Origin of the sequence: Rubritalea spongiae, assembly GCF_042652385.1 — a bacterium.
Lineage (GTDB): Bacteria > Verrucomicrobiota > Verrucomicrobiia > Verrucomicrobiales > Akkermansiaceae > Rubritalea > Rubritalea spongiae.
Window position 1 is genome coordinate 381958 of sequence record NZ_JBHSJM010000001.1, and the last position, 25467, is coordinate 407424.

Below are 25467 nucleotides of genomic sequence, written 5' to 3' on the forward strand. Positions count from 1 at the left end.
TCCAATTTGCCCTCACCTCTGGCAGCAGCATCAGTGAAGCAATCAGAATACAGTTTGCTCCGATCAGAGCCACCATTTCTGTGCCAAGTGACTTTGCGAGTGAAAAGGGCTATAATCACAGGGGCCCCGTTTTCTACTACGCAGTGATATCTCCCCCCCCTGTTTCAATAACTTCCTCTCGCTCTTTTTTTCTACCGCCATGGCTATTCTATTAGAAAGAAAGCGGTTATTACGATTTATGTATCAGTGGTAATCTCGTCCCAAGATTGCCCCATATACCCTATTAACCAATTGAGAGCAGCATGCCTCTCCCATACCACACCTCTCTCAAGTTCAGCAGGAAGTTCAAATGTCTTGTTCACCCTCTCCTCGGTCGTTGCCCAGTGAAGTCGATAAATTAGATCTTTGGCATCTAGCAGCTCAGTCTTTGACCTAGGCTTAGCCTTCTCAATAAGAGAATCCAGTGAATTGTCACGGATGATTCCCACTATCTTGGACACATCACAGATATTAGTTGGATATTCTAGATCATCAATGAGTCCCAACGCCCATAGTAACACCCATGCTCTCTCGTAACGCCATGAGAATTGAGTACGCTGTTGCTGATCACCCAAACCATTTTTGATGAAATCCGCCTCATCAGGGCTAAGCAAATCCTCTGCTTTATATTCGGTAACCAGCTGCGCCATCAGCTTAGCATCACCAGTTTCACCCCCTACTGCAGCCAGAGTACAAGCAACGAGACGCTCAGCTATTTCCTTGGTTGTCCGTGGTTTCATACTTTTTGAATCAGCCACTACAGGAAGGTGTTCTATAGTTGGAACTCCTTTCCCCTTTAGAAATGCGATGGACTTTTGCTTCCGCGCTAGAGCCTCTTCACTAGGAGCATCATGGGTTAGCTTTTCGATGTACTCTTTTCGAGATTCGATGCTGGAAGGGTCACTATCGCCAACTTCATCAGAATGAGCAAAGACAGAAGAAAAGGCAAAAAATACTGGAACAAGACGTTTCATAATAATCCACGCACGCTATTCTGATAAAAAAGCACGTAAAGAGCTAATACATCAATCACATCGGAGATCGGAATTCCTACCTTAAATCTCATCTAATTAAAAAATTCTTGCCCACCACCAGATACTTTTATCAAGTTCCTAATCGTTAGTCGCTGCTAGACTGGTCAGGAATTGCACTCTTTTTTTGCACAACTTTGGCATGGGCTCGACTTGTTTCATATGCTTTCCTGACATGAATCGTTAGTTAGATCTACCTATATAGACCGCTTAAATTTGCCACGCGAACATGTCAGAAAACCAAAAGAAGCAACTCGAATCCCAGCTCTGGAACATCGCCAACACCCTGCGTGGCAAAATGGGAGCCGATGAATTCCGCGACTACATCCTTGACTTCATCTTCTTCAATTGTCTCTCAGATAAGATTCATCTTTACGCTAATACACGATACAGCATTGGACAAGATACTCTTGAACTAGTTTGGGTTCTAATCCCATCTTTAAAAGACGAACAAGCCCAATTCCTCACCGAAATCGACACCAAAATCGAACAAGTCACCCACCAACTCACCCAAACCCAAACCTTCAAAAAAGGTCTGCTTCAGCAGATGTTTGTTTAATCTTTTTTATCTTTCCCTTAATGTCTCAAGATACACAAACACAATTTGTAGAACACGATAATAGCGCTGCTCCATTGGTTCTAATCTCATACTCTCACGATTCGGACGAGCATAAGAATTGGGTTAGAGAATTAGCTACTCGCCTGCGACAACTTGGGGTCGATGTACTACTAGATCAATGGGAACTTGGCTTAGGTGATGACATTCCAAAATTCATGGAGCGAGGAGTCAGCAATTCTAAACGCGTTCTGATGGTATGCACAGAAGCTTACAACAGAAAGGCTGATGACGGCAAAGGTGGAGTTGGCTACGAAGCTATGATTGTAACTGGCGAACTAGTTGCAGATTTAGGGACGCGCAAATTTATCCCTATCACTAGGCAATCGGCAGAGACAAAAGTGTTACCTAAGTGTCTGAGCACAAGATATTATATAGATTTTAGTAAAGACAATAGTTTCGAAGAAAAACTAGAAGAGCTTGCTCGTGAACTTCACAGTGCACAGGTATTCAAAAAACCAGAACTTGGCACAAACCCATTCACTACAAAATCAGATCAAGCGTCACCCTCAGTGGCTATATCTAACGAAGAGGTGTTAGATAATAATCACTCTCCACTAGAGACCTATGAGACAGCTTTAAATCTAGCAAAAAACAATGATTTTGCTGAATGGACTAAGTTTGTCCACAAGCATAAAAATGCAGCAGAAGTAGCTTTATGTGCATGGAGGAAAAATAATGAGGCTAATACGCCAAAAGTAAGCAAGGATTTACCAAGCTTCTTTTGTTCAGCCGTCGAAATTTACAATCACCTGTTCGCTATAATATTAGCGGCTATAGACTCAGATAACGAACGATTCAAAAACCAACTAAGTCTCATAGATTGGATAAGAGAACCGAAAGGATGGATCAGAAGTGGCTACACCATATGGGTAGATCTTCCAGACCTAGTACTTTCTACATTTCAAGCAATCATAGGCTCTTTCACATTACACCGTCAGCAACCAAAACTTGCATACAATCTAGCCACAACACAAATCTCGGAGAGATATCACTCTCACGAAAAAGACCACCTCTTCTTAAATTATAGAATCACTGGTTGGGTTGAATCACTCGGTGGTAATTGTAAAGAAACTGATACGTTCCTAAAAAAATACTTCAATTCACAATCTTGGCTTCAAACCATCTTTGGCGGCTCTGACCTGCTAATGGGCGCATATGGAGCATACTACTCTTTTCTTAACATCCTCGATTTTTTCTCAGCCTCAAAAGAAGGTTTACTAAAATCTGACAGAGATAGAGATAGTAAAAATAGAGACCTTCCAAGAACCCCTCTTTTCCCAGCAAAAATTGTGGATGAATACCAGCATGTAGCAACTTCTCTGATCGCAATTAATAATGAATTTCTTCATGAGATCATGGAACAGAACAACATTACCTCTAGTGATATGGAATCCGATTGGAAAAAATGGCTAAAGCATTGTTACCACTGGATACATCAAGTTTACACGCCGCACGCGAGAATGCTTTTACCACACGCCGATCTCCCCAAGCTACTCAAGCAATCCTCTGGAGATTTGAATATTTTATAAAGCATACATGTAACCTCACCCAATCGATGCCTCAATCCGAACAAACCCTCGAAAACACTCTCGTTGAGCAACTCATTTCCCTCGGCTATGAAAATGCCGATGTAGTCGACGAAGCGAGTCTGTTGGCGAACCTCAAGGCTCAGCTCGAAGCCTTCAATGGCGTCATACTCACTGAGTCAGAGTTCGGCAAGGTGATGAACCACCTCACCCGCTCGAATGCTGTCTTTGAAAAAGCCAAGGTCTTGCGAGATAAGATGGCGTTAGAGCGTGACTGCGTACGACCAGATGGGAGTGCAAGCCAATCTTCGGACACCACCTATCTCGACTTCCTCGACGACACCGACCTCCAGCGCAACCGCTTCCAAGTCACCCAGCAAGTGACCATGGAAGATTCCTACAAGATCCGCTACGACGTCACCGTCTAGGTCAACGGACTCACCCTCCTCAAAATCGAGCTCAAGCGCCGCCTCCTCGAATAATTCATTATTCATCAATCAGTATTCCACCGCCATCCCGAACTGCCAAACTATACGTCCTCTTTCTATATAGTGGGAAAGACCGTAAAGTGCCAATTGAATGCCGCGTGATGGATGAAACAATCTGGCTTACTCAGAAGCAGCTCTCAGAATCATTTGATGTTGGTGTCCCAGCGATTAACAAGCATCTCAAAAATATCTTCGAAACGGGCGAACTTGATGAACATTCAACCATTTCCAAATTGGAAATAGTTCGCCAAGAGGGAAACAGATCTGTCAGGCGCACTGCAGATTTCTACAATTTAGACGCCATCATACCCATCAGCTACCGCGTCAATAGCTATCAAGCTACACAGTTCCGTATTTGGGCCACGAAGGTACTCAAAGAGTTTCTCATCAAAGGCATGGCCGCATAATAGCGACAGCTATTTGAGCTCCCCCTAAAAAACGACCACGTCTTCACCCTACACTCTCTTATGCCAATTTGCCTTCAATTCAGGAAGCAGCATCAGTGATGCAATCAGAATACAGCTTGCTCCAATCAGCGCCACATTTCCCGGTCCTAAGGTCTTCGCCAATGAGAAAGCAAGGAAGGCTGCAATCATCCCTCGCACCCCTGTGAAAAACGTGTGTACGGACATATACTCAGACACCTTATCCGCCGGTGCAAACCTTGTAGTCCAAAGCGACCACAACACATTCCCACCACTCTTCCCCACACCGTGCAGCGCCATGCCGATGCACAGCCCCCAGAAGCTCGGCACTAAAAAATACACCAACAAACCAGCGAAAAAGAACACATTCACGATCACCCTTAGTCGGTAAAATTCCATCTTATCGTACACCATCCCCCAGCCGACTATGGATACGATGAAAATCAACATCGGTACTGTCGTCGTAATCAAACTCACCTTCTCCGCACCATAACCAAACCCATAGTCAGGGTTCGTGATATATTCGACAAAAAGGGCCATACAGAGCAAATTACCAAACCCTAAAATCATCCACGAGCTGATCAACTTCCGAAACACCTTATCTTCCTTTAAATGGCTAAATGAAGACAGCAGCGAGAGCTTTTGCGACTTTCTCAAGTACACTTTACCCATTCCCAGCGTAAACAATGCCTGTACCACATTCGCCACGCTAAACACCCAGAATAAAGGACTAAAACCCTCTCCTTGATTCAACAACCAAGCCCCTGCAAAAAAGCCAAAACCCGCTGCAGCTGCCGATCTCAACATTCCCACCATCGAAAACAGCCTCCCACGTACCCTGTCGGGATAATGCTGCCGGTAAATCTGAGCTTGGAGCGGCAACACCACCGTGTGCGACAAGGTCGCAAAAACGATGCTCACTACAAAAAGAAGTTCCTGCTGAGGAAATAGAGCAATGCAAGCATAGCCCAGAGCCGCTCCTATCCACCCAATCGCTGCAGCCACATTCGCCGACAATCCCATCCGACGCACCATTGCCACGGAAAACATACTCAAGAGCATGCCAAGTGCGGGCCCCGCGATGATGGCACTCTTAGAAAGTGTGCCCACATCCAGCAAACCCACCGCCACAAACATCGCAAAGGTAGAACTCACAGTCTCCGTAATCCCCATCGGCACAGCCCGAAGCAGATCTAGAGAGAACGTCCGTTTCCAATGCTCTTTCTCAGCACTCATAGACGCTGAGTTTGGGCTCTAGCAAACGCCGCTAACAGCCAGTGGAAAAAGACCGCCACTAAGATCGAGGACAGCCCGATGTGTAGCACCTGCACCACGGGTAAAATTCCCACTTGCGAGAGCACCAGACCAAGTACCATCTGCGCGATCACGATGCCGAGGACGACCTTTTCATGCCAGCCCGCGCCACCGATCCGGCAACTCCGAGCCACCCAGTAAAACATCAAAGTCGTCAATAACACAGCCCATGAAAAACTGCGGTGCACCAAATACATCCATGTCTGCTCGAGCTCGGCACTCCACTCGATCCGTGGAGCATCACCGTGGGACTTCTTCAAGGCATCAGTCATCTCACGCACCTGTGAACCCATCATACCCTCGCCGATGATGAAAATAAACGCCACTAGCCCATACCATTTCAAATTGCGCCCCAGCTGACTCGTTTGGATCCTCCAGCGTTCATCGTTAGCTAACCAAACAATCCCCACCTGCACACAGAGCAATAAAATTGCCAAAGCCATATGCGTAGTAATCGTTCCTGGCTGCAGCCCAGAATACACAATCCGCGCGCCCATCCACGCATTCAACCCCACTAAAAAAGTCGCTAAAACCGCCAACACTGGAATCAACGGTTTTTTCTTTAAATAACCAAACGACATCACCAGCGTCAGCAGTGTAAAAACGCCAATTGGCAAAGAGCAGAGACGATTCACAAACTCCGTCCACGTGTGCACTGGATTAAATTCCGCCAAAACATTCTCGCGCGTCACTTCACTTGGATCGCGTCCGTGACGAGCAGCCTTTTCTTGATAGCGCTCGATCGGTAAAGAGTCGGCATCAATCTGCTCGACAGAGGTCGGTGGAATATACTGACCCCAACATTTTGGCCAATCTGGACACCCCATCCCCGCACCCGTCGCTCGCACCACGGCGCCCACAAACATCAACAACAAAGTAAATATCAAGGCGGCGAGTGCCACTTTCTGAAAGGCCTTCATGCCCGTCCCATAGCCCAGCTTCCCTCTCCGCACAAGTGCCAGTTTATCATGATCCGCGCTTGCACCAACAGCTCAACCTAAGCAAGACTGCACCCGATGAACATTGTCTTTTTAGATGCCTCCACTTTACACAGCGGTGAACTCGACCTCAGCGTGCTCGAGCAATTCGGCACCCTCACTTGCTATCCCGCTTCCAGCGAAAGCGAAATCCCCGAACGCATCAAGTCTGCCGACATTGTCATTACCAATAAGGCTCTCATGACTGCCGCCAACATCGCTGCAGCTCCCCACCTCAAACTCATCGTCTCCTGCGCCACTGGAGTCAATCAGATCGACCTCCATGCCGCAAAATCCACAGGAGTCACCGTCAGCAATGTCGCGGGTTACAGCACTCCTTCCGTGGCCCAACACGTCTTCACCTACATCCTCAACTTCGCTACCCAGATCCCCCAGTTCAACGCCGAGAGCCGCGACTGGCCTAACTTCCCGATCTTCACCAGCCTCGCCCACCCCTGCTTTGATCTCGAAGGTAAAACACTCGGAATTATCGGCATGGGAGCCATTGGCGAAGCCGTAGCCAAGTTAGCGATCGCTTTCGGTATGCGCATTCTCGTTCTCGAACGCCAGGGCTCGCCAAACTCCACCCTGCCTGAGCTCCCGCGCCTCAGTGCCGAAGCCTTTTATTCGAACTGCGATTTTGTCTCACTCCATTGCCCGCTCACTCCTGACACAGAAAAATGCATCAATACTTCGGTGTTAGGAAAAATGAAATCCAGCGCCTACCTCATCAACACGGGACGCGGGCCATTGATCGATGAAGCTGCGCTCGCTCAAGCACTTTCTGAAGGCACCATAGCCGGAGCCGCAATCGATGTACTTTCCTCCGAACCACCAGCTACTGACAATCCACTCATCACCTGCGACCACCCACAGCTAGTCATCACTCCACACACCGCTTGGAGTACTATCGAAGCCCGCAAGCGTCTACTCGCAGGGGTCGTAAACAATATCGAGACATTTCTCGAAGGCGCACCAGCTAACAAAATCGTCTAACTCTCTAACCTAACAACTCATCATGGAAGAAACTGACCTCGTCACCTCACTCATCCCCGCTGTCCAAGAACAACTTAATTCAAAGGACACACCCTACGTCAAAAAAGCATACGACCGCATCCTCGAACTTGAAGATGTCGACGAAGAAGAAGCGCTAAAAATGATCGCTCTGTGTTTAGCAGACGAGTCGAACCGCATGTTCATCGACAAGCGCGACTTCGATGTCGAACGCTACCAGGAACTGCTCGACGCCCTTCCCGAACTCCCCGAAGGCTAAAAAATTAGATCTCCTGCTCGAGCGCCTTCAAACGCAAGAAAAGCTGCCCAGCCACTTTTTGCTGCGGCAGCAGCTCTTCACGGGCATCAGAAATGTGCCTCCGCATACTTTCAAACATTGGCGCATAACCTTGGTAATAGGCTCGAACACGATCGATGTAGCCATCACGCATCGACTTCCGCAATGCTGGAGCCGCGTCTTGCAGAGACTCCGCAAAAGAACATTTCATCAGCTTGGCGGTCTTATGCCCATAATACACTGAAACGAGTAAAATCGCTGCACCGATTCCCCCTAACACCATAGGAATAACCCCCATCGCTTCAGGCCCAGTAAAGCCCGTTAAGCCAGCGAGAAAGAGGAATAACAAACAGTACGTTAAAAGCTTCTTCATTACCCGATGCCTCTTCATTACCAAGACATCTAAAAACCTTCTCAACTTAAGGTGAAGTAAGGCCTGCTGCATCGCCTTGCGCATTCCTTCACAAAAAATTTCCTCCTGCACATCGAAACTCGCTTCATCGAACTCTTCCACCTTTACCCCCAAACGATCCTCAAGGTGAGGCTTCATTTCATACCATTTATTACGACACTGAATCCGCATCTTTTCCGCCTCATTGGCAGCGAAGGCTTCCGCATCCTTACTCACGCGTTCTATCATGTAGCCTTCCACCTTCATCGCCATGTCCCCTTTGCCAAATAATGCAATCTGACTAGAAATCATGTTCGTCCGCAAAGCAGTAAAGCGCATGATTCGCTTGATTTGACCTTGGAGTAACTGACCCATTTGCCCCATATTGGCACTTACCTCTTGCACCTCAGTGGCTCGCATCCGATCAATCTGAGCTTCGATCGATTGAAGATACTCCTGATCTCCAGCTAGCGTTCGTGAGCGATCATCGATGGTGCTCTCTGTTCGCGTCAAAAGTTCAAAGACTTTTTGATAAACCCCACGCAACTCTCTGCGACGGTCGAGACATCGATCTAAAGTGTAACTCACACGCGCTCTAATCTCATCAATCCCTTGTCCAGTCGTCGACGATGCAGCGAGCATAGGAATTTGCCCATTAACACGCTGCTTCACTAGATCGCTGATATGACCTAGCAACATCGGGATATCCGCTGCAGAACGGCGATCCGATTGGTGCAAAATGATCGCACATTTATGACGACAAAATTCATACGCATCTTCCACCATGTCCCATGTTTTTGCCAACCACGGATTCTCCGCAGGAAGTAGCCAGAAGACAAAATCCGCCCCTTCCAATAAATGCTCAACCGCTGCTTTCTCATCGGCCGATTCTACCGCTCGCACCTCTACAAATTCATAGCCCTTGAGCCGTGGCATGTACCGCTTCTCACAAACATCCTCTAATTTTTCGAAAACCCGATAACCAGCGTCACGTAAGATGCAAACATTCTGCTCTTGGTTCTCAAACTCGGAGAGCTCCATTTCCACAACCCGCTGCAGAAAGCTGGTCTTACCACAGTCCGCCCCAAAGACGACGAAGCGGAACGGTCGCAAAAGGCCTTTCTCAAGCTCTTCCTCACCATCCTCTAACTCCGTTTTCGAGCGCTTCGCAAGCGCCCGTGTGTAACGGAGAATTTCTATAAGCCCATCGCGGCTCTTGAGATATTCCTCCCCTAGCATTGTTGGCTTATCTCACGGCGACAGTTCCCTGAGCAGCGATCAATTGTGAAACTGTCACAAATTGATAACCTTTACGAAGGAGGGTATCTACCGTCTGCGGCATTGCAGACACTGAGCCAGCGTGAAGATCGTGCACTAACAAAATGGAACCATTGCGCGTCCCATTTATCAAACGGCTCGCCACCACACCAGATCCTGGCTTTTTCCAATCCAGAGGATCCACGTCCCACATAATAGTCGGATATCCATAATCGCGATAAATCCAGTTGCGCTGCGCGCTAGAAAGTGAGCCGTATGGCGGACGCATCGTCAGCGGCTGCACACCACATGCTTTAACAATCGCATCACGAGTTCGATCTAATTCACTCCGTACGTTACTGTCACCAAGATTCTTAAGATTCGGATGTGTCCACGTGTGATTCCCGATCTCGTGCCCCTCATCCACGATCCGCTTCACGATGTGCGGGTAGCGATCCACTAAATTACCGATCACATAAAATGTAGCCTTCACATTGCGGCGACGCAAAATGTCGAGCAAGCGCGGAGTGTTAACAGGATGAGGACCATCATCGAATGTGAGAGCGATGTATTTCTGCGAACGTGAGCCATGCGTAATCGTGACCGAGCTACTACCAGAAATGTCAGAAGGTAGACGGACATTCGGGTTTTGAGGAACCGGTCCACGCACACTAGAATTGCTATAACCACTATTCACACTCATTCCTGTAGCCGCCTCTGCTGGTTCACTGCTCACTTCATCTTTCGAAGCACAACTTACAATGCTGATTGATGCCACAAGGACGGAGAGGATTCGGGTGATTTTTTTGGCGGTGCGTTGCATAATAATCTACACCACAAATAGGTAAGAATAATGTGACTGTCACGCCCCAAGAATAAAAGATTACCACTATTCCTGGTAAAATTTAGGAACAAATCCCTCCGTGCTTCCTCACACTGATAACTTGAGAGCTTTCTTGACCCGCAGCGCCAGCTCTCTCATAGTCCTAACAAGTTCACTCTATGAAATCACTCCTTTCCATCATTCTAGTCGCACTAAGTTCCTTATTTTTAATTAGCTGCGGAAACCCCTATGATTCATACTACGGGAGTTCTTCAATCTACGGTGGCAGTTCCTATCTCTCTGGCTTTGAGCAAACCCAGCCAGGCCAAGCCCCACTCACTCATAATGGACAAGCTGCACCACGCGGATATTGGGATGACGAAGGCGTCACTGGCAGCCCGAAAATCCGCATTAACCTCCACGACCAACGCGCTTATTTCTACAAAGGCGGCACCCTCGTAGGCGTTGCACCTATTTCTACTGGTTCCGACGGACACGGCACTCCACGAGGCAGCTTTAAGGTAACCCAGAAATCTATCGACCACGCATCTAACCTCTACGGTGTTATTAAAGACAAAGCTACTGGCCAAACCATCGTCAGCGATGCAGACACCCGTAAACACAAGGCTGGTCCAGGTGAAGTATTCGTCCATGCGCCTATGCCCTACTTCATGCGCTTCAATGGTGCGATCGGCATGCACGCAGGATTCCTACCTGGCTATCCAGCCTCTCACGGTTGCGTGCGCCTCCCAGAAGAAATGGCCAAGCTCTTTTTCCACAATGCCTCAAATGGCACCCCAGTCATCGTAGATTAATGACTCTCCCCGACCCGACCTACACCAACGAGCTCGATCCACTTCAATGCCAGCAATTACTGGCTAGTGAAGTCCCACCTTTGCTTATCGATTGCCGCGAGCTCAACGAGTTCGCGTTCTGTAGGATCGATGGCTCCGCTCTAGTCCCTCTCTCCAACTTCACGGAAAAAGCCGAAGCTGAATTTCCAGAGAAAGACACACCGGCAATTATCTACTGCCACCACGGCGTCCGCTCACTCAATGCGGTCTTCTACCTGCGCGCGCAAGGCTTCACTCACACCTACTCCATGCGTGGAGGAATCGACCTCTGGTCACTTGAAATTGACCCATCCATTCCGAGGTACTAGCACTCACTAGCCGTGCAACGCCCTAGAGCTCCATGTAGCTTCACACTGCATTAATAAATAAACACTAACAACTCCAGTTTAGCGATTTATGTTTAATTTTAACGTGATTTGCATAAATTAAATTACACACCACAATTGCGCTAAATAACGCAGCTTGGCACGTAGAATTTCCCCTTATCCAGTAAATAAAAAACTCCACATGCCGCCTGTAATACCATTTGAGTGGATAGATTGTCGGAATGGCGGTGTTAATTTGGCCTTCATCTCAAGGCAAGACGAAGGATTGTAGCAGGCTACATGAATGAGGAAAAACGCAGAAATGAAGCCGAAGTAATGCCTCTCTTTATTGTAATCAGCTCCGCTGACTAGCGTTCATATCAAAATCATCCATTCCGACAATATAGCCGGGAGAATGGTATCACAGGCGGCACATGGAGTGGATAAATCTAGATCTTCTTAATTGCCAGACTTCTCTTTGCCAAGCTCACGTAGATAAGCAGCAATGTCTGCCACGTCTTGCGAACTCAAGCCTAACTGGCCGGCTGAAAGCATCAGTGAGCGTTCCATTTCCTCACGTTCCTTGATGCCTTTAGAATTCACTTCGACTTCTTTACCGCCCATCACGCGAACAACCAGCTGCTTAGCTTTACCACCACCTGATAAGCTTATGCCTTGGATCGTGTTGCCAGACTTCATTTTCACAATAGTCCCGTCAAAACCATGAGCCACACCTTCGCTTGGATTAATGATCGCGTCGGCAATCGCTTCCACTGAACGACCGATTCCCCATTCGGTAAGCGTCGGCCCGAACTCGACACCTTGCCCGTCGATCTGATGACACATCCAGCAACGAGTCACCGTTGCTTTGCCTTTTTCAGGGTCACCTGTGAGCTTCAAGACTTCTTCTACACTCGGCTCTGTAAGAGCTGGTCCATCAATGGGTACAATGTAATCTTCTTTATCTGAAAGCGCATTAAGCTTCTTATCAAACCCTTTCATTTTCCCTTTATAATTTTTCCACTTTCCAGAGCTGAGACTATGTAACCACCATTTAGCAAGCTCTGCAGTGTCTTTAGGGCCATTCTCGGCAATCTCTACCATCGCCAAAGCAGCTTGTTCAGAATCAATGTACCCAAGAGCTGTGAGCATCTCTTCACGTAACGGTGCGTCAATGGAGCCATCGATAGCTCGTGCTTTAAATGCGTCCACCGCCTCATCTGGATGCAACCTCCATGCTAGTCGCGCCATCGGAACTGACCACTTCACTGGCGATGCTGCATCAAATTGCTTAACCAGCGCTTGATAAAGCTCTACTTCTTTCCCTGTAGCGGCTGTTCCGATTGCTTCAAGATACCAGCGATCCTCGCCATCATACTGAACAGCAAGATCGTATATAATACTTCCAGCCTCTTCCCAGCTGCTATCTCTCAGTGCGAGAGCAACTTCTCTTCTTACAGCAATGGAATCATCCTTGGAAAAGTACTGAGCGAACTCCAAAACCTTGTGATCAATAAAACGTAATGCGCGGAAGCATACAATTTTCAGCTGTGGATCATTGGTGGATTGAAGGAAATTTTTCACTTCAGCAATCCCCTTGTCCCCCATCTGCGCAAGTAACCAAATCGCACGAGCCTTAAAGTAATCTGAATCCTCTCCAAGCAAAGTCTTCACAGCAGGAATACCAGCTTCACCCTGTGCCTTAAGCCTTGTGAACCCAAGATTCCGAACATTGATCGCTGGACTCTTCAGTGCTGTGATCTGCCCCTCAGTCGTAGTGAGATCAATTGCTGGAGTCTGTGGATTTTTACCTTTCGGCGCAATGCGATAGATCGCCCCCGCGAGCTTCTGGTCAGCCATCTTGTGACCACCTACACCTGGATCAAACCAATCTGCTACATAAATACATCCATCCGCTCCCACTGTGATATCAGCTGGTCGGAAATTATTTGGACTCACCTCGCTTTTGCCAGAAAGTGCAGACTCTTTGATTCCAAAGAAATTAGTCCGCTTGAGCTCGAACCCTGCGCCTTCTGGCTTTGGCTGATAACCAAACACAACATTACGCGCCGCTTCACCAGATAAGAGAAGCCCTTCCCATTTCTCACCCAAAGCTCCATTTTCATAGAAGGTGATCCCAGTAGGTGATCCGTTCCCGTAAATGTCACCTGCTGGAATCTTTCCAGGATCATCCTGACGCCAATGCGCTGAAGACATGCGCTGCCCTGGACGACGCTCACTCAACCAGGTGCGCGATCCGTCATCGGAAGCAAACCCTAAGTTTCCATATTCCATCAGCCATGTGACTCGGCACGCCGGTGGATCATCATTATCATTTTGAAACACATCACCAAATGAGGTCACCGTCTCTTCATAACTATTGCGCATGTTGTGACCGATCACTCTTAATCCAGTGCCGTCAGGGTTCATACGTAGAGCCACAGACCCCACATAGACATGTCCATCATCACTGACCAAACCCGCTTTCCCTCCTTGGTTCGGCCCCTTCTTAGTGACCGAAGGTGCTCCGCCTTTGTAAGAACTACCTACGCGAATCGTAAACCCGTCTTTATCCTTCACCACATGTGTCCCAGCATTACCTGAGTTGAAATACCATTGCCCACTGGGTCCCACAGTCACTGCATGAAGAGAATGATCGTGGTCAAAACCACCAAATCCAGTGAGAAGTTCTTCTTTCTTATCTACCTTAGGATCAAACACCGCATCCCTATTCACATCGTGATAGACAATGATCGAAGGAGGCTGAGAAACCACGACTTTATTATCGATAACTGCAATACCGAGAGGAGCAATCAACTGAGGATCTTGAACAAACACATGACTCTTATCCGCTGTTCCATCTTGGTCAGAATCTTCCAAGACCATGATGCGATCCCCCTTCTTAGCATATTCTGACGCAAATTTGTTACGAAACGCTCTATAAGCTCTTCCCTCATTCACCCAGATCCGTCCCTTATAATCCACATCCATATTAGTTGGGTTAAAAAACATCGGAGACTTCGCCCACAGCGTCACCTCTAAGTCATCAGGCAATTGAAAATCTTCTACAGCAACGTGGGGATATTTTTCAGCCACTGCTAATTGCAGCGAAGAAATGCATAAGAGAGCGGGACTAAATCTAAATAAACTAAGCTTCATAGGTGGTGCTTGAGGTGTTCTTGAACAGTAGAAATGTATATACTGCAGCAACAACCTTAATATTTCACGACATCTGCACAACCTACTTAATCGTGTAGTTCTGCGTCATCTTTGAATCTCTTCATTCCTCACTCTCTATAATTTCAGCCATTTTTTATAATTTTGTTAGACTCGAATCTATGCTGACCTCTATCAGATTTTGCAATGAGCGAGCCAGAGAAACACACCCAGCAACAATCGAGATTTATCCTCGGTCTCGTCATCTTCATTATGGGTGGTTGTGGGCTCGCCTACGAATACACTTTTTCGAAAATCGCAGCAGACCTCATAGGGAATTCTGTCCAACAATGGGCCATTGTGATCGCCGTCATGCTCTTCTGCATGGGGATGGGTGCTGAAATCCAAAAATGGATCAGCAATAAAAAGCTACTCAATAGCCTCATATACTCTCAGCTGCTACTAGCCACTCTTGGAGGCTTTGGACCGCTTCTCATGCTCCTAGCATTTTCCTACTTCCCCTACCATTTCGCGCTCGTCCAATACTCCCTCATCAGTGTCATCGGCATACTCATTGGCTTTGAGATCCCCCTCATCTCGCGACTCAACGAGGCGTATTCTGATAATATCAGAACCAATTTAGCGACAGTCCTAAAAATGGATTACATCGGAGCTCTCATTGGTGCTCTCCTCTGGGTTTTTCTTCTGCCAAAATTTTTCACCCTCCACGAAACCGCGTACATTCTCGCCTACATCAGTATTTTCACAGCCCTCCTCTGCTGGTTCTTTTTTAAAGCAAAATCGAACTACCTCCCACTCATCGTCTCGATAACCACCATCGCGATCATCACCACCGGCTTTCTCCGCTCGGATCAATGGTCGATCCACGCTGAACAAAACCTCTACCGAGACAGAGTCGTTTTCACCCACACAAGCCCCTATCAGCACATTGTGCTCACCGAGAGCCTCACTGGGAACCTTCGTTGCTTTATCAATGGCCACATCCAGTTTTCTGCAGACGATGAACACATCTACCACGAACAACTCGTACACCCGGCATTTCTCCTAAATAAAAATGCCAAACGTATCCTCATCCTCGGTGGAGGCGACGGCATGGCCGCTCGAGAGGTTCTTAAATACCCACAAGTCGAAGAGATAGTCCTCGTCGATCTCGACCCAGCAATGACTGAACTCGCCACAAACCACCCCATCTTGAGTACACTCAACAATAACAGCCTTAAAAATCAGCGACTCACTCAGCTTCCAGCAAAAGGAATCTCAGCATCACAAGAAACTGCACTCACCCAGCCCGCTCAGCGACGCATCAAACATGTCGATACATCTGCAGTAAAGCTCACCATCCGTAATATCGATGCCTCTAAGTACATCCGTACCGCCACGGGACAGTTTGATATTATCATTCTCGATTTCCCTGACCCATCTGGACCTGAACTCGCAAAACTCTATAGCCTGCACTTCTATGGCGAACTCAAAAATAAACTCGCTGCAGACGGGATTATCATCCAACAATCCACATCCCCATACCAAGCAAAAGAAGCCTTCCTCTGCATCGGCCGTACAATGGCAAAAGCTGGATTTAGCACCTTGCCCATCCACGATCATGTCCCATCATTCGGCGAATGGGGCTGGTGGATAGCCTCCCATTCCTCAATCTATTCACCAAATGCCCTTAAAGAAAGACTCCAACAAACTGAGAATATTTCTGTCCCTACAAAATACCTAACACCTGATAGAATGCGTGCAGCCACCTACTTTGGAAAAAACCAACTGCATTCAGAATTCAAAGACATCAACACACTTTCCAATTCAGCCGTCCTTCCTCACTACCTATCAGCTTGGAAAAACTAATCATCAAAAATCCTATGCTCCATTCTAGAATCATATGCTCATTACTCTGTCTGAGTTTCTGCACCACGCTCACTCAATGCAGCCGAACTGAGTACGTCACCACCATCGTTCAATCTGCTTCCGATGGACTCGATCTCAAGGCAGTTACCGATTTAGCAACAAAATCCAAATCTGCCGAAGAATTTGAAAAGAAACTCAATACCCCTAACAATAAAGTCAACAACCTCGACCTCAACGAGGATGACAAGGTCGACTTCATTAAAGTTACCGAAATCGTCACCGACTCTCAGCGCGCCTTATCTCTCACTACCGAAGTCGCTCCCGGTGAAGAACAAGAGCTTTGCACCATCCAATTCGAAAAAGACGGCGACGCGGCCAATGTTGAAACACGTGGCAACTCTCAAGTCTACGGCAACAACCACTACTATCACCACCACACCGGTATCGGCGAGATTCTCCTATGGAGCTACCTCTGGAACGCACACTCACCCTACCATTCATCATGGGGGTGGAACCGTTACCCTTCTTATCACAATAGTTATAGTCCTAGATCTTACGATCAGTACCGAGGCTTCCACAAAAATGCTTCCTACAGCAGTAACATCAAACAAAATAACTATTCCAGCATTAGCAAACCCGTGAAGTCTCCGAACTTCAACAAATCAGCACAAAGCATCAAAGCTCCGCTAAAAAATCCCACAACGAGCCAGCGCACCTTCCAAGCTCGAAACCCATCGCGCACCGTCCGTAGTGGAGGCTTCGGCTCAGCCCGCTCAGGATTTTCTTCCAGCTCTCGCTCAGGTTCCTCATTCGGAGGTGGCAAATAACCCTTACTCATTCACACGATGTTAGATAACTTTTCAGACCTCGCTCCAGTACTCGAATTACTCGACTGGAGAATCATCCTCTACCTCACACTCTCGTTGGTGATCCTTCTGATTGCCAAGCTCGTGAACCAAGCCCTCTCTGGCTACAAGCTCAATGAACAAATCACCCATATTGATAATAAAGCGATCGCCCTCTCATTTGCTGGCTTCGTCTTAGCTGTCGGCATCATCCTCAGTGGCGTTCTCAATTCACCAAGCTCCACGGACACTACGACACTAGTTGCAGACCTCACGAATACCGCGATCTGGGGAGCGATCGGCTGTGCCATGCTGCTCCTATCACGTTGGTTCAATGACAAATGTGTCTTGCCCCAATTTTCAACCAAACGCGAACTCGTTACCGATAAAAATGTCGGGGTAGGAGCCGTTCAAGCGGCAGTCTATTTAACCACAGCACTCATCATTCGCGCCAGTATTGCAGGAGAAGACATCTACACACTTCCTGTAGAAATCGGACTCTCCTTCCTTTGGTTTGCAATTTCGCAAACACTTATTTTCGCATTCAGCAAACTCTATTCCAGCTTCATCGATAAAACTCTCCACTCACAATTAGAACAAGACAATGCAGCTACTGGTGTAGCATTCGGTGGAGCGCTTTTCAGTTATGGACTATTGATCAGCTTCTACATTACTCGTTTTGATGGAATTCTTGGGCTCCTCATCTGGGCACTCGTTTCCGCCATACTTCTATGCATCACTCGCTTAGTTGTTGACAAAATGCTTCTCCCATCCTGTCACCTCAACAAAGAAATTGCTGATGACTCAAACTGGGGCGCTGCACTTATCGAGGTCGCCACAAGCGTCGGCGCTGCCCTCATCATCACCGGCTCATTTTCCTAAGTATCCAATAAAGTAAAATGGATTACCAACGCTACACAGCCAGCTACATTCTTCACCAAATGCTACGTCATGGCACCCGCTATGACATCATCGCTGCAGACGGTTCCGAAGACTTTCTTCCTATTCTTCAATGGCTACTCAGCAAAGGCTATGTCGAATTCGATAAGTCACACCACTACACGCTTAGCAAAAAAGGGAAGATAAAGGCAGAGGCCTTTATCCGACACTACCAAAGCTACCTCACCTACATAGATATTTTCGCACACGTCGACCTAGCTGAGGGGTCTTTTGCCCTTTCATCCTATCAGGACTTCGATTCCGAACTCGCATGGAAGCGTTTCCTTCTCGAAGACCGCTGGGAAGATATGCGCATTCCCATCATCAAACACCTCGGTGGTAATCCCGAAGAGCTCGTCTTTTATCAACAGGTTCAAGAAGAACAGCTCGATACCGACACCGCCGCCTGGCAGACCGAACTTATTTCAGGGGAAGCTTGGAAAGAAATCCGCAAGATCTGCGACTCCGCCATTCGAGCAGAACAACTCACCTTTGAAGACAATGGTTCTATCATCACAGGAGAAACAATCCTCGATGATATAGCCAATCAAGGATTCAGCCTACTGCGCGACCTCTACTCAGACGACATAGAAATCCTTTCTAACCTCAATGCTTGGTTCCCACAACATGCCACACATAACCCATCGCTCAAATCTCCCTGCTCTGACCAGCCGATTTGGCAAACCCCTTGGACCCTCTAACCGCTTATGTGGATCATCTATCTAAAGCGCTATTTTCAGCAAACTAATCACAGCCTTCCAGGCAAGCTCCTGCGAACATTTGCTGGTGCGCTCAGCCTAAACCTCGTTTTTGGCTTCGCATTTTACCTCGTTGAATCCCCTCACCAAGAAGGCCTCAGCCTGATCGATTCTGTCTGGTGGGCCATGGTCACCATGACTACCGTAGGTTACGGTGATTATTTCCCCGTCACTTTTATTGGCAGATTTTTCATTGCCTACCCCTGTTTTCTCTTAGGTATCGGACTCATCGGTTACCTCCTCGGCTCATTCGCAGAGAGCCTCATCAATATCACTGCTAAAAAACGAAAAGGACTCATCAATATCCATATGAAAGACCATATTATCGTATGCTACTGCCCCTCTGTCTCCAAAGTGCTTCATATCATCAATGAACTTAGAGCCACTCCAGAAGGTAGCACCCGGGGCATTATCGTGATCGACGATAAGCTCGAAGAAATACCAGAAGAGTTTTTAAAACATGATATCCGCTTCATTCACGGAGACCCAACAAATGAAGAAATTCTCAACAAAGCATCAATCAGAACAGCCAATGGCACGCTCATCTTGGCTAAAGATCCGAGTGACACATCCAGCGACCACAACTCCTTCACTATTGGTACCATTGTAGAAATGATCGAAGAAGAAATCGACCACTCTATCAGGACAGTCGTAGAAGTAGTAAGCCCTAGAAACCAAAAAATGTTCGAACGTTCCTCCGTCGATGGACTCGTCGTCGTAGAAGGAATGAGTGATAAAATGATGGTGCAGGAATACTGCCATCCAGGCATCCACCGCACCTTTGGTCAACTTCTTACAAATACGAGGGGCAGTCAATTTTACAGCTGTGAAACCATCCTGCACGACCGAGCAATCATCGAGCTCCAAAAAGCAGCACTCGACTACCAAGAAGATCTCCAAATTATTGGCATCCGCCGTGATTCTCAGCCGATTTTAAATCCTGACAAACAAATGCGCATCGAAAAAGGTGACCGCATCATCGTGCTCGCTAAGTCAAAAGACGAATTCGATCGCTTCCAACAAACCGTTCAATAATCTATGGATTCACCTCTCCACAGTAGCCACGGTGTCCACTACCTTTTAGAATGTTCAGGCTGTATGCCCGAACTCCTCGAGTCTGCACCCTTGCTTGAAAAAACGATGGAACAAGCCGCGCGATCCGCAGGAGCTACCGTGGTCAAAACAGTGATCCATGGATTCAACCCCATTGGACTCAGTGGAGTCGTCATTATTGCAGAAAGCCACATCGCCATCCATTGCTGGCCAGAGCAGGCCTATGCAGCCATCGACATCTTCACCTGCGGCGATGCCAAAATCGCTGAACGCATCTACCAAAACATCCTTACAGCATTCGAGCCACATTCACACTCCTGTCAAAAGCTCGAACGTAGGCCTCCAGCTGTAACAACCTAAACCTAATTCAGTACCGCTCTGGTCGTTGTCTTTTCTCATAATCGATACGATCTGCGAGATTACGCGCCTTCACCTTATGGTCACGCTTAGCGCGTCTTTCCACATTCATCTTACGCTTTTCCCTCCGTTTCTTGAGCTGAGCCACCTCATCTTCTAACTTGAGGTAACTCTCGTAGCGATCATGCGGAAGCTCTCCAGACTCCACCGCAACGCGAATAGCACAGCCTTTATCCGTTCCGTGCTTGCAATCGTGAAACTTACACTGTGCTGCGATCTCATCAATGTCGGCAAAACTTTCTCGCAGTGTCGTCTCATCCGTCCACATCTGCACCTCGCGGATGCCTGGGTTATCGATCAATATCCCACCTTCTTCTAACACCAGAAGTTCACGAGCTGTCGTCGTGTGCCGCCCTTTGCCAGTGAGTTCATTGACCTCACTCGTCCATTGCCATTCATCGCCTAACAGTTGATTCACAAGTGTAGACTTCCCAACTCCAGAAGATCCTACGATAGTGATGCTCACTCCTGGCGCCAAATACTTCTTAAGTACTTCCAAGCCTTCATTCTTCGCCGCACTGGTGATATACACATCCGCTTCAGCTGTTAATGCCTGAATTTCTTCCTTAGCTGATTGATTCAAATCATCAGGGAATAAATCACTCTTGTTCACCAACACCACTGCTTTGGCCTTACTCCGTTCAATCAACATGAAGTAACGTTCCATCCTCCGTGGATTAAAGTCTGAGCCAGCATCAGTCACCACCACCACCACAGACACATTCGCAGCCATCACCTGTTCCTCACTACTCTTCCCTGGGAGCTTTCTCGAAAAACAAGTCTGACGTGACAAGCGTGCGCGAATCACCGAATCTTCATCGTCGCCACCCACATCGAGTGCCACCCAATCTCCCACGGCGGGAAGTTCAGCATCGGATTCTGCATCATGGTAAACCTTTCCACTCATAATCACTTCAAGCTCTTTACCGCCTTCAAGAAGTGCTCCATAGGTGATCTTATTATCACGAATCAAACGTGCAGGCACCCAACCCTTTTTGATAAAAGGCTTAAATTCGGCCGCAAAGGCATCGTTCCATCCGAGATCTTCTAAGGTCATGTGCCGCCAGCCTAAACACGAAATTCTAATATTTCGACTGCTTTTAGAGAGAAACTAACGCTCTATCATCCCACGTAATTCTGCACGTATCACCTTGCCAAGTCTTGTTCGAGGAAATGAAGAAATAATACGAATCTCTTCTAAACTCTCAATTCCACTGAATTCTGGAACCACGACATCCTCAGAAGATTCTACAATGGGGAAAAGCTTAACACCACGTCGAGCATCCGGCTGAGTCAGCACCACGCATTCCTTACCAGTTGCCCTTTGAATGCGTTCCTCAATGAGAGTGAGATCGACTAGCTCACCTAACACCTTCACTAAAGAATCGATACGGCCTAGCATCCGTAATCTCCCATTTTCAATCCTTACTCGATCTTGCGTGAGGAACCATCCATCTCTTTTGGGGTCAACTCGCCGAAACCCCTCTTCTGTTTCCTCAATGTAAAAACTCATCCCCGCCTCACCTTTCCATTCTAACAAGCCATCCTCACCCACTCTCACCTGCCAGATATCCAGCACTTTCATTCCTTCCTCATCATCACCACCAGTAGCAATTTGCGATCCAGCCTCCGTCATCCCATAACTTCGTAAAATCGGCCACCCTAAACCTACAGCACGCTCATAGTAGCTATCTTCCAATTTTCCACCACCAACTATCACCGCTTTCACACTATCAGGAGCCACACACCTCGACTCCACTAAATCAACCACTTGAGTCGGCACCAAAGAAACATACTCAGCCCTTTGCAGAAACATAAAGCGCGAAAACGCAACCGCATCCCACTTCTCATGAAATACCTGACAATGCCCACCTGTCAAAAATGATCGTACCAACACCCCAAAGCCTCCCACATGAAAAATCGGCAAACACAACGCCCACTTCGCACCTGTCTCAATCTCTAAATGCCGATTTACCCCTCTAGCAGACGCTAATAAAGCAGATTTTGATAAAGCAACCCACTTCGCTTTACCACTCGATCCCGATGTCTGAAAATAGACATGATGACGAAAACTCTCATCCTCTTGCTGATCCAACCAGCCATTCAATCGCTCTGTATCACCCGCGTTAAAAGGATTGCACATTACACATAAATCCTCGGAATGCCAAAAAGCTGGTTCGAGATATGGACAGTGGCATTCCATCACTTTACTCGTTTCCAATCGAGTTCATCTAACAACGAATCAAACCCTAGCCCGACTCCATCAGCAGCATTCCACTTCGGCCCAATAGGCCCCAGAGCTTCAATAAAAGCATTCTCTTCGAACAGCCCTTGAGTCATAAGCCCACATTCTACCATCTCTAATTGCGAATATAACGCATTCGCAGTTCCAGCCATCCATGCTGCATAAGACTGCCCAACAGGATGATCCATATAACTCGTAAACACCCCCTTGAGACCTAAGCTTTGCGCGCGTTCGCAAACCTGAGTCACATCATCAACCGCAGGTTTAACCACAGCATATTGATACGAACTATCACACATTTCCACCCCCTTATCGATAGCAATGGGAACGCTGCACTTCTTCATATCGACCCTTCTATCACAAGGATCTTCCACAAAATCTATCTGCTCAACCAAGCTCGCTGATAAGGACAGCAAAAATGCCAAAAGCTTAGCTTCGTCTAGGCTTTGGTTAAAATCAAAACGCCAACGTAAATTCGGATGTCGCGCATGAAGCATCTCCAGCATTTCCAAATCAATATTTGGCCCAAGCTTCAACTTCACCACCTTGAATCCCTGCCGCACAGCTGCTTCAACTTGCTCTTCACCAACCGTAATCGTCGCGTGACTTTCAGGCACCGATAAACCATCGAACAAGCTCACTCCCTTATTCCGAGCCTCAGCATCAATCTGCGCGCAATGCATCGCATTCCTCAATAAAGGACTTCTAAAATCTTCTATCTGCAAACTTGCAATTAACTGATCTACCGAGGGATCACCGAGCTCTACCCATGGGTGCACGCAACCCACACCGTCGCCAATACGAAGCAAAATGCCGTCAAAGCTCCTGCGTTTCGATTGGCTATTGAGCAAACTCTTACTCTGCAAACTGTAGCGGTGCATGTAGATTGGATCGCTCATAAACATGAGATGTTAGATAACACAGACAACCGTCATAGAGACAGCAAAAAGCAGCAACTGCATCCCCGCCAATGCTAAATACTTATTGTACTTCGCACTCGGTGGCTCGACTTTGATCGATCGCCAAATCACTAAACCCATTCCCATGTAAACCAACGAACCTAATGCGAGAAGAGGGTAACCCATCATAAACCAAACGAGCGATAAAGCAAACGGACCGACGAGCTCCCATAAAATCACCCGCATTGCCCACTGCTCACCAAGCTTAACCGCCAAAGTATTTTTCCCATTGCCAGCATCCTCGACTCGATCCCGTAAATTATTTACCGAGATCAACACCGCACTCAGCAATCCAACCTGCAACCCTAACAACAAGCTTTCTTCCGGCCAACTCCCTAGCTGCACAAACACGGTCCCCATCACGGCGACCACGCCAAAGAAAAGTATCACAAACAACTCTCCAAGCCCCCGATACGCCAAAGGCACTGGTCCTCCCGTATAGCCATAACAAAGGTAGAGTGACGGCACACCTATCGCCACCATCGTCCATCCCCGAGCCTCAAAAAGAAACCAGCCGAACACAGCAGCAATGGCCAAACAACATACCGCCGCCCCGTACACTTGCCCACGCGTGAGCAAGCCACTCGCCGTCGCACGTACCGGACCTAAACGATGCTCTGTGTCAGCACCTTTGTCATTATCGATCGCATCATTAAAAAAGTTTGTCGCGATCTGAATCCACACAGCGCCCATCAATGTACACACCGCCAACCACCAATCAAAAACACCCTCTAATTTCCACGCCAACACACAACCCAGCCATACAGGTACAATTGCTGCAGGTAAAGTCTTCGGCCGTGCCGCAAGAATACAAGATTTTAGCGTGCTATTCATGGCAAATGCTTAAACCCTAGATTCACCTAGCGATACAGGATTTTCGTTCAAAAAGTCAGCCACCAGATCCGCGAATACTTCAGCCTGCTCCCACGGTACGCGATGCCCGCAATCCTTCACCACCTCCAGCCGAATAAGCGAATTTCGCTCAGCTGCCTTCTTCGCAACTTCCACGAACTTCCCATCTCTCTCTCCCACTACCCATAAAACAGGACACGTAATTTCACCGACCCTCTCCAACAAATCCTCCTGCTGTCCCACTGACCAATCCATAAATGAACGAGCCACCGCCTCACGTTGCACCTTCAACTTTCCTCTATCAGGCATAGCACTACCTTCTAGCACACCTTGGCTATTCCACTCAGCTAGAAATGCGTCCCATTCCCCCTTCAGTGCCTTCGCCGCCCAAGCTGCATCATGCGCTTGCCGAGGAATCCTATCCTCTTGAGCGAGTCCTGTATGAGCCGAAATAATCACCGCCTTACTCCATTTCCGAGGAGTATCTAACAATGCATGCAATGCCAATCTCCCCCCCATTGAGTAACCCAACAGCACAGCCTCCTTAGAGTGCACTTCCTTATTAAAAGCCGCCCCAAACTCGCCAATCGGCATAGGACAACACGCCAAAAACTTCCACAGATCCACCCGCGCCACACTTCGTCCCTCAATCTTCATCGCCTGAGCAAATTCCTTCCAATCAGCCGCCATCCCCACCGCCCCGTGTAGGGCATAAATCATCTCTTTTGTTCTCACTTCAAATGCATTAAGCTGAATACTATCACCTCGCAATTATATTGCTCAATCTTTCAACAAACATCAATGCAGTTATTTTCCCCTGAAACTAGATTCATATAACCTAAAATGTACTCACAATAGTACGAAGATAATCGTCGCACCACCTGCTAAACCTATTCAACAGCAAGTACTTTAGTGGAAACCAACAGCTTCATCCGTGCTCATCCTGAGATTCGTAGTATTTACCCAGAACGTCAACATACAGCAGAAAACTACCCCATCTAGCCGAACACCAAAAATTCAGGAAACTAAACAAC

24 protein-coding genes and 1 pseudogene are annotated in these 25467 nt (G+C 47.6%); 14 read left to right on the forward strand and 11 right to left on the reverse strand.

Annotation, left to right across the window (positions count from 1 at the left end; genetic code table 11):
• Positions 1-236: 236 nt before the first annotated feature.
• Positions 237-1013 (reverse strand): DUF4272 domain-containing protein, encoded by a 777-nt coding sequence (locus ACFPK9_RS01960; RefSeq protein ID WP_377092866.1) that lies wholly within the window; start codon positions 1011-1013, stop codon positions 237-239.
• 286 nt (positions 1014-1299) lie between these two features.
• On the opposite strand from ACFPK9_RS01960, the pseudogene ACFPK9_RS01965 reads away from it, so the two are divergent.
• The 4 genes and pseudogenes from ACFPK9_RS01965 to ACFPK9_RS01980 all read left to right on the forward strand — a co-directional run.
• Positions 1300-1455 (forward strand): annotated as a pseudogene (locus tag ACFPK9_RS01965) (type I restriction-modification system subunit M N-terminal domain-containing protein); the annotation flags it as partial.
• Positions 1456-1649: 194 nt separating this feature from the next.
• Positions 1650-3218: a toll/interleukin-1 receptor domain-containing protein gene (locus ACFPK9_RS01970; RefSeq protein ID WP_377092867.1), complete on the forward strand. Its 1569-nt coding sequence runs from the start codon at positions 1650-1652 to the stop codon at positions 3216-3218.
• 26 nt (positions 3219-3244) lie between these two features.
• Positions 3245-3643 carry a type I restriction endonuclease gene (locus tag ACFPK9_RS01975; RefSeq protein ID WP_377092870.1) on the forward strand — a complete coding sequence of 133 codons (399 nt, stop codon included), beginning with the start codon at positions 3245-3247 and terminating at the stop codon, positions 3641-3643.
• Positions 3644-3804: 161 nt separating this feature from the next.
• Entirely contained in the window at positions 3805-4110 is a 306-nt protein-coding gene (locus ACFPK9_RS01980; protein WP_377092872.1) for a virulence RhuM family protein, read from the forward strand.
• 48 nt (positions 4111-4158) lie between these two features.
• Here ACFPK9_RS01980 and ACFPK9_RS01985 read toward each other — a convergent pair whose 3' ends face one another.
• Complete coding sequence (locus ACFPK9_RS01985) at positions 4159-5364, reverse strand: MFS transporter (protein WP_377092874.1); 1206 nt, start codon at positions 5362-5364, stop codon at positions 4159-4161.
• On the reverse strand, positions 5361-6362 hold the full coding sequence (locus ACFPK9_RS01990; protein ID WP_377092875.1) for a COX15/CtaA family protein: 1002 nt from the start codon (positions 6360-6362) through the stop codon (positions 5361-5363). The genes ACFPK9_RS01985 and ACFPK9_RS01990 overlap by 4 nt, the downstream gene beginning before the upstream one ends.
• A 96-nt stretch (positions 6363-6458) precedes the next feature.
• On the opposite strand from ACFPK9_RS01990, the gene ACFPK9_RS01995 reads away from it, so the two are divergent.
• Entirely contained in the window at positions 6459-7415 is a 957-nt protein-coding gene (locus tag ACFPK9_RS01995) for a D-2-hydroxyacid dehydrogenase (RefSeq protein ID WP_377092876.1), read from the forward strand.
• Between the two features lie 22 nt (positions 7416-7437).
• Positions 7438-7692 (forward strand): hypothetical protein, encoded by a 255-nt coding sequence (locus ACFPK9_RS02000; protein ID WP_377092877.1) that lies wholly within the window; start codon positions 7438-7440, stop codon positions 7690-7692.
• A 4-nt stretch (positions 7693-7696) separates the two neighbouring features.
• Here ACFPK9_RS02000 and ACFPK9_RS02005 read toward each other — a convergent pair whose 3' ends face one another.
• Entirely contained in the window at positions 7697-9340 is a 1644-nt protein-coding gene (locus ACFPK9_RS02005) for a GTPase domain-containing protein (protein WP_377092878.1), read from the reverse strand.
• A 7-nt stretch (positions 9341-9347) separates the two neighbouring features.
• The gene (locus ACFPK9_RS02010) at positions 9348-10181 is read right to left on the reverse strand and encodes a polysaccharide deacetylase family protein (protein WP_377092879.1); all 834 of its coding nucleotides are present in this window, start codon (positions 10179-10181) and stop codon (positions 9348-9350) included.
• A gap of 179 nt (positions 10182-10360) precedes the next feature.
• Between ACFPK9_RS02010 and ACFPK9_RS02015 the strand changes: the two genes are divergently transcribed.
• Positions 10361-10996, forward strand: a complete 636-nt coding sequence (locus ACFPK9_RS02015; RefSeq protein WP_377092881.1) for a L,D-transpeptidase family protein — start codon at positions 10361-10363, stop codon at positions 10994-10996.
• Positions 10996-11343, forward strand: coding sequence for a rhodanese-like domain-containing protein (locus ACFPK9_RS02020; protein WP_377092883.1), 348 nt, complete (start codon positions 10996-10998; stop codon positions 11341-11343). Before ACFPK9_RS02015 ends, ACFPK9_RS02020 begins: the two co-directional genes overlap by 1 nt.
• Before the next feature lie 456 nt (positions 11344-11799).
• On the opposite strand, the gene ACFPK9_RS02025 is transcribed toward ACFPK9_RS02020, so the two are convergent.
• Positions 11800-14436, reverse strand: coding sequence for a PVC-type heme-binding CxxCH protein (locus ACFPK9_RS02025; RefSeq protein ID WP_377092885.1), 2637 nt, complete (start codon positions 14434-14436; stop codon positions 11800-11802).
• 267 nt (positions 14437-14703) lie between these two features.
• On the opposite strand from ACFPK9_RS02025, the gene ACFPK9_RS02030 reads away from it, so the two are divergent.
• From ACFPK9_RS02030 to speD, 6 genes are read left to right on the forward strand one after another with little or no spacing between them, the layout of a single operon-like run.
• Positions 14704-16365 (forward strand): polyamine aminopropyltransferase, encoded by a 1662-nt coding sequence (locus ACFPK9_RS02030; RefSeq protein ID WP_377092887.1) that lies wholly within the window; start codon positions 14704-14706, stop codon positions 16363-16365.
• A gap of 14 nt (positions 16366-16379) precedes the next feature.
• On the forward strand, positions 16380-17192 hold the full coding sequence (locus ACFPK9_RS02035; protein WP_377092888.1) for a hypothetical protein: 813 nt from the start codon (positions 16380-16382) through the stop codon (positions 17190-17192).
• A gap of 18 nt (positions 17193-17210) precedes the next feature.
• Positions 17211-18092 carry a DUF350 domain-containing protein gene (locus ACFPK9_RS02040; RefSeq protein ID WP_377092890.1) on the forward strand — a complete coding sequence of 294 codons (882 nt, stop codon included), beginning with the start codon at positions 17211-17213 and terminating at the stop codon, positions 18090-18092.
• Between the two features lie 17 nt (positions 18093-18109).
• The gene (locus tag ACFPK9_RS02045) at positions 18110-18850 is read left to right on the forward strand and encodes a hypothetical protein (RefSeq protein WP_377092891.1); all 741 of its coding nucleotides are present in this window, start codon (positions 18110-18112) and stop codon (positions 18848-18850) included.
• 6 nt (positions 18851-18856) lie between these two features.
• Entirely contained in the window at positions 18857-19942 is a 1086-nt protein-coding gene (locus ACFPK9_RS02050) for a potassium channel family protein (protein ID WP_377092892.1), read from the forward strand.
• A 3-nt stretch (positions 19943-19945) separates the two neighbouring features.
• Complete coding sequence (gene speD, locus ACFPK9_RS02055; RefSeq protein WP_377092894.1) at positions 19946-20320, forward strand: adenosylmethionine decarboxylase; 375 nt, start codon at positions 19946-19948, stop codon at positions 20318-20320.
• Between the two features lie 7 nt (positions 20321-20327).
• Here the strand turns inward: speD and rsgA are convergent, their stop codons facing one another.
• Genes rsgA through ACFPK9_RS02080 form a run of 5 tightly spaced genes read right to left on the reverse strand, consistent with a single transcriptional unit; the run spans position 20328 to position 25153 of the window.
• Positions 20328-21434, reverse strand: a complete 1107-nt coding sequence (rsgA, locus tag ACFPK9_RS02060; RefSeq protein ID WP_377092895.1) for a ribosome small subunit-dependent GTPase A — start codon at positions 21432-21434, stop codon at positions 20328-20330.
• A gap of 54 nt (positions 21435-21488) precedes the next feature.
• Entirely contained in the window at positions 21489-22520 is a 1032-nt protein-coding gene (locus ACFPK9_RS02065; protein ID WP_377092897.1) for an AMP-binding protein, read from the reverse strand.
• Between the two features lie 59 nt (positions 22521-22579).
• The gene (locus tag ACFPK9_RS02070; RefSeq protein WP_377092899.1) at positions 22580-23521 is read right to left on the reverse strand and encodes an enolase C-terminal domain-like protein; all 942 of its coding nucleotides are present in this window, start codon (positions 23519-23521) and stop codon (positions 22580-22582) included.
• A gap of 12 nt (positions 23522-23533) precedes the next feature.
• Positions 23534-24415 (reverse strand): 1,4-dihydroxy-2-naphthoate octaprenyltransferase, encoded by an 882-nt coding sequence (menA, locus tag ACFPK9_RS02075; protein WP_377092900.1) that lies wholly within the window; start codon positions 24413-24415, stop codon positions 23534-23536.
• Positions 24416-24424: 9 nt separating this feature from the next.
• Positions 24425-25153 carry an alpha/beta fold hydrolase gene (locus ACFPK9_RS02080; protein WP_377092902.1) on the reverse strand — a complete coding sequence of 243 codons (729 nt, stop codon included), beginning with the start codon at positions 25151-25153 and terminating at the stop codon, positions 24425-24427.
• Between the last annotated feature and the right edge of the window lie 314 nt (positions 25154-25467).